This is a genomic window from Photobacterium sp. OFAV2-7 (assembly GCF_022347985.1).
Taxonomy (GTDB): domain Bacteria; phylum Pseudomonadota; class Gammaproteobacteria; order Enterobacterales; family Vibrionaceae; genus Photobacterium.
Map to the genome: position 1 here is coordinate 1 of NZ_JAKRFQ010000270.1, position 5,833 is coordinate 5,833.

Annotated in this window: 4 protein-coding genes and 2 tRNA genes; 1 reads left to right on the forward strand and 5 read right to left on the reverse strand. The window is 41.3% G+C overall.

Annotated features, from left to right (window positions below; translation table 11 throughout):
- Window positions 1-183 precede the first annotated feature (183 nt).
- The 5 genes from MHN01_RS14235 to MHN01_RS14255 all read right to left on the reverse strand — a co-directional run bounded on the left by MHN01_RS14235 (window position 184) and on the right by MHN01_RS14255 (window position 4,155).
- The gene (locus MHN01_RS14235) at window positions 184-1,392 is read right to left on the reverse strand and encodes a hypothetical protein (protein WP_239411945.1); all 1,209 of its coding nucleotides are present in this window, start codon (window positions 1,390-1,392) and stop codon (window positions 184-186) included.
- 160 nt (window positions 1,393-1,552) lie between these two features.
- Window positions 1,553-2,416, reverse strand: coding sequence for a hypothetical protein (locus tag MHN01_RS14240; RefSeq protein ID WP_239411946.1), 864 nt, complete (start codon window positions 2,414-2,416; stop codon window positions 1,553-1,555).
- 323 nt (window positions 2,417-2,739) lie between these two features.
- A tRNA-Cys gene (locus tag MHN01_RS14245) sits at window positions 2,740-2,813 on the reverse strand.
- 11 nt (window positions 2,814-2,824) lie between these two features.
- Window positions 2,825-2,925, reverse strand: a tRNA-Leu gene (locus MHN01_RS14250).
- 432 nt (window positions 2,926-3,357) lie between these two features.
- Complete coding sequence (locus tag MHN01_RS14255) at window positions 3,358-4,155, reverse strand: helix-turn-helix domain-containing protein (protein WP_255725276.1); 798 nt, start codon at window positions 4,153-4,155, stop codon at window positions 3,358-3,360.
- 109 nt (window positions 4,156-4,264) lie between these two features.
- Between MHN01_RS14255 and MHN01_RS14260 the strand changes: the two genes are divergently transcribed.
- The gene (locus MHN01_RS14260; RefSeq protein ID WP_239411948.1) at window positions 4,265-5,149 is read left to right on the forward strand and encodes an SRPBCC family protein; all 885 of its coding nucleotides are present in this window, start codon (window positions 4,265-4,267) and stop codon (window positions 5,147-5,149) included.
- Window positions 5,150-5,833 lie beyond the last annotated feature (684 nt).

Consider the following 5,833-nt stretch of genomic DNA (forward strand, 5'->3'; position numbering starts at 1 on the left):
TGGCCGCTAGAACAAGATGTGTCTTTCTCATTTTGTTTCTCCATCACTATTAACCACACCGACTACCCCCACACGTTTAATGCACTCCATGGCATTACATGGTGTTAGCCGAACTTACGTTAATAGTAGCCGCGGTGTGAGTGTGACCAAGGAATTGATGATAACAATCAAAAGAGATTCGCATTACAGAGACACAATCTTATCTTTAAACTCAGCCAGCTCGACATGGCTAAGGGTATTTACCCCATCCCGACCATCAATCAGATCGGAAACCATTACCTTACCGTCCTGGTTACTCGATATATGATATTGAGAGGAGTCCCCAGAAAAAATAACCGTATTCTTCCCGTAATTACCCGTGATGTCATTATCGAGTTGATTAACAATCACATTAACATCGTTGTTTCCCGTCAAGGTGATATCTTTCAGGTAATGTGAATGATGGGTATAAGGATTGTTCTGATCAAAGCGCAAACTGAAATCACCACTGAAACTTTCATCGATTCTTGCATTATAAGTGAGGTACGGATGAAAGAACTTATTGCGCATTAACTGCGCACCCAATTTGTCCTCTGACAAAATCTCATCACGCGTTTTTGCAATATACACACCCCACATACCATGAGACTTACTTTCCGTCCATGCGCCCCAAAGACCATAATAGGAATCGACAACAGAAGCTAAATATTCCTGAGACAGACTATTTTCATCTCTCAGCTCTTCAATCCAATCCTGGCTCTCTGAGCCAATCCCCCAAATCCCACCAGCAAGCGCTGAAACCTGTGCATTGCGGATTTCCGCTTGATAGGCAGGTAAAATACCTATAAAGCTCTCGTACTGATCAACGCCAATACCAGTATCATGAACCAAGTGGAGTATTTCTTCGAAAGTCGCATCACGGTGGTCATAGTTTTGCTCTATGTACCAGTGATGCCCCTCAACTTGAATTTCATCCCGATATAACGGCTGTCCGTCAAGTTCAGCCGCACGATTAGTGCCATCATCACTACCGTTAAGCAACAGTAATATCGCATCGTTCTCAGCCATCCTATTGGCTACGGCTGTTTTATCTGCGCCGTACTCTGAACCGGGATATGGCATCAAGTAATGCTCGAGCACTGAACGCGCCCTGATGATCTGATTATCAGAAAGCTTATCCTGCGCAATGATGTGAATTGCCTTGCCGTTTGGCGCTGTCACCTTGGTATAACGATTAAAACCAAGTAGGCTACTATAAGTTTCAGAGAGCTCTTCAGGCACATAGTTTATTCCAAGCGACAGAGTTTGAGCCGATAGCTCACGATGAACATCGGATTGAGATGCAGAGTTCGATTTACAGCCTGAAATAGCGGCAAAAACTATGGCTAGGGAGCCAACAATAACTTTATTCACAACACACTTCTTCTTCGAAGAATTTATGACAAGTATGCCATCTTCATTCAATCATTAAGTACAGGTGTGTATGAATGGCTAGTCGCTGTGTATGAAGATGTAAGTCCACATTCCAAAAGCAAAAAAGCAGTCAGCCCCTCCAAGGAATAAGTCAACACACTCATTGCAGTAGCTTATTTCGGATAATATCCGTTTGGATCAGTTTCATATCAACTTTTGCAGAAGCATAAGGGATCACACCTTCACTTAAAGTTGTCATCTTATGAACTCGTACCAGTCTGTTTTGTATATCATAGAAAATTTCCCCCTTAGTAATTGCCTTCGGAGAAATATCTGTACCTAATTCACTCTGTTCTGAAGTAATTGTAAGATCTATCTGAATGTCACTGATATAACTGATCTGAGCAACACCATCTTTAGTTCCATTTAAAGTGTAAGTGGTCACCAACTCACCGCGCATTCCCATCACACCGAAAAAATCCTCATCCAACGCATTTTTTACCACATAAGGCTTACCATATTCTAAATCCAAACTTATTCTAGGTTGCATATTCATCAGCTTTGCAAATACCAGTTTCAGAGACTCTTTGGTCTCTTTAGACACCTCATCAGGACTTACAGTATGAAAAACTGTCTTACCTTGATTACTTATCTCACCTTTCATGCTAATACCAGAATAGTCCTTCGCATGCGACTTGATACTTGGTATAAGAATTTCAGAGGTATCGTCTGAAATACGATGTTCCTGACTGATAAAATTAATCCATATAGGAATAGCTTTATCATTCCGCTCAAAGCCGGTCTTAATATTTGTTGTCACTACCGCCCAATCTTCCGAGTGTAATTGTTCAAGTACAGTAGGAAACTTCTTCGCATCGGAGGGCAACAGCTCTTTAAAAACAAAATCCTGAACTTTGTGTCGCTCAATAATTACTTCTAGGTTTCTATTCTCGACAGTCTCCCAGTCAATCTTAACTCCGGCAAAACTGACAACCGGAATAAGACATAAAACAGCATTTACCAAACACTTATAACATATTCTGAACATTGTTAATCTAGTCTATATATTTATTAAGAGGCTCAGTCTACTCCGCTCATCACTACACAACTACTCTCGTTTCTGAATATGATAAAGCAATGGAATGCTCAACAAAATTTAACCCAAAATTCGTGACAAGCATCATATTAGCCTTGGTCATTGATATTTCATATAGGTAAGCACAGGAAAATAACACGAAGAACAAGAGATAAAATGGAGGGAAAATTTCAGAGTGTAGTGCCCCTGAATTCCAAACACAAAAAAACCAGCACTAGGCTGGTTTGATTTGTATGGCTTAGCCATAAATATGGAGGCGCGTCCCGGAGTCGAACCGAGGTCCACGGATTTGCAATCCGCTGCATAGCCACTCTGCCAACGCGCCTTATATTTAGATGGTGCCCCGGGCCGGACTGATGGTCCGACATTTCGGCCGGCACAACGCGAACGTCGAGGGATTTTAAATCCCTTGTGTCTACCAATTCCACCACCAGGGCACGCAATTCTTGATTGCGATAAGCAGCTCTAATTTCAGCCTGACTAACACACATTAGTTAATGAAGGTTAATCTTGGCACAGAATCACGCACAGGTAATTACGCACAGTAATAAGAACTTTCTGACTCAGTGGGACCGGAAATTGACAGGAGATTTTAGGCGAGAGTTAGAAGGGGGAAAGCGGACACGGAGCCTTAATAAGATCATTTATTAGGGTTAGTGTCCGCTGTTGGAATGAACCCCAAAAATTGGTGAGCGTTTAACGAAAGACGTTAAGACTACCTTCCATTTTGATGGAAAAATTCTGCTTCACAAGCAAGCTCTTGGCTTTTTTATTTTATTCATTATCCTATCTTTATGCATTGTTGTCTTAATGCTAAGGAATTACAAAAAGCCATTTACGAGCTCAATGTCCGCAGCAAGGTAATAAAACTAGCAGAATATCTTTGCAAACCACAAGCGTGTTATGTCGTTTGCAGGTAAGAGGGTTTCAATTCTAAGATCATCAAAAATGGCATCTGAGCTCATTCCGATTGTTGCGATGAGAGAAAATAAATCCAACGTTTCTCCCTCAATATTAAATTGAATTGCTAAAACGGGCTGTGGTTCTTGGGTCATTGGCTTTGAGATCAATTCATACACACCATCAAGCTCCTTCAGTTCGGTGGCAAGGGCATGGGCATCTTCATCGTGAGGCCTTCGCGCAATCTCTAGTTCTAGCATTCGGTACAAAGCGTGCGTTGTGTCATCCCAGTTGATTATACTGTCTCTAAGACAGCCCGGCTTCATAACCTCACGCAGAAGATTACTATCACCCGATACGCCGATGATTTCAAAAAATTTTTGCGCCGATTCATTGGCTTTTTGTAAATTCCAAATACGATCAACACAAACAGCCGGATATGGTGCATGGCCAGCAAGAACATGATCAATTGAAGCATCAACGGCATGTCTTGTCTTATCGTTCCAACCTTTACGCGATGTTCTGGCAGAAAAACCTGCGGATAACAGCATCGCATCAACTTCGGCAGCAGGCATCTCTAAGGCCAGGGAAAGCCGTGCAATAGAAAAACGTGTAGGTTCGGAACGTCCGGTTTCTAAAAAGCTTATGTGGCGTTGTGACATGCCAGCCAAAAGCGATAGTTCCAATTGACTAAGCCTCCTACGTTGGCGCCAGTTTTTGAGAAATGACGGAAAGCCCGTATCAATGTAATTCGAATTAAATTTCATAAATTAAATATCTCAAACGACCCGCCGTCAGTCAATTACCTATAAGGTAATTGAATTTAAATCATATGCAAGTAAGACTAGAAGTGAAAGAAAAAATGGAGGTACCACCATGCAAAATTCAAAAACTGCCCGGTTGTTTCTAAGCATAAATGCAGTATTTTCAATGCTAATAGGTTTGGTTTTCATACTCTCACCGAACATTGCTGCCGATATGTTATTTATACAAGGTGCAAACTGGCAGGTTTTAACTTTACGCATACTTGGCGCAGGGTTGCTCTTCTTTGCCATTGATTTAATGTTGTTGGCAAAGAATCAACTTGTATCTAAAAAACAAGTATTGCTTATTACATTCATGAATTTGGGCTGGATTATTGCCAGTGTGATGCTGTTAAGCGTGGATGGACATTTGTTCACGGAGTTTGGCAAAGCTACCATCGTCGTTATTGCATCATTGGTTGTGGTCATAGCATGGGGACAATATGCTGGAGCAAAGAAAATCACTCCACTTAAGAGCATCGCGAGCGTTTATAACTCAGGTGGAAAACTGATTGCAAAGGTTACAAGGGCTGTAGATGCACCAAGTGATGTGGTTTGGAGTGTAATGACCGACCATCCAAGCTATGCGGATGTGGCCAGCAATATTTCAAAAGTTGAAGTGGTCTCTGGTTATGGCCTTGGAATGCAACGCCGTTGCTATGGCCCAAAAGGTGAAAACTGGCTTGAAACCTGCGACTTTTATGAAGAAAACCATTCTTATGGCTTTAACATCCATACAGAGGCCGAAAACTACCCGTATCCCTTATCTCAATTGCACGGTGAATGGTCTGTGATCCCAAAGGGGCAAGGAGCGGAATTCAGTATTTATATTGAAGCTACTCCAAAAGGTAACTTCATTGTTAAAGCTTTATTTAAGCTTGCTGCTAAAAAACAGTTTAAAGGTGTACTAATTGGCTTAGCAGATGCGTGGGCGGTAAGGATGGAAAACACACTATAGTAGTACTTTATTATTTTGATTCAAAGAGATAGTTTCATTTTGCTTAACTGAAGTTCAAGCATGTGATTTTGCTCCTGAAACCAATATTACAAAGCTGATAGTACTCTTTAACTTCTTTACCCAGGGAGTGTTGTCAGCTCTTTACATACAACTGGTGTGTTACCGTTCAAATAGCTGCATGGGTAATGCCAAATATAGTACTGTCTATTAGACACAGCAAACCCAGTTATTCCACTCCTACAATTATGACCAGATAAAATTAACTTTATCCTTTTTTGAGTCACTCAATTTTGTCATTTACACCAGACGAAGCAGGTATAATGGCACGGAATTTTCCGATGTATACCATGAGTAATGGTCGCACTTATCTGCAAATAATTCACGCTCTTTGTTAGTCTATATACGCAGTATTGGATACAACATCTCTGTCACAAAGCATCCGATTAAATCGACTGTGTTATTGGCAGTAAGGCGAGAGTAGTACCTCAGAACCGATAGCGTAAGTAGTCATCTGAGGGCGTGTACCGATATGTTCAAGGGGTTTTTGATGATATCCGTCTACCCTCTATCTCTAGGGTCGGGAGATCATATCTTTGGAAACCTTATTTACGATGATGAGTTACTATCAGCTTTACCCAGTGTTGTCTATGCTGAGTCTCTCAATTCATAGACATCCATACAGTT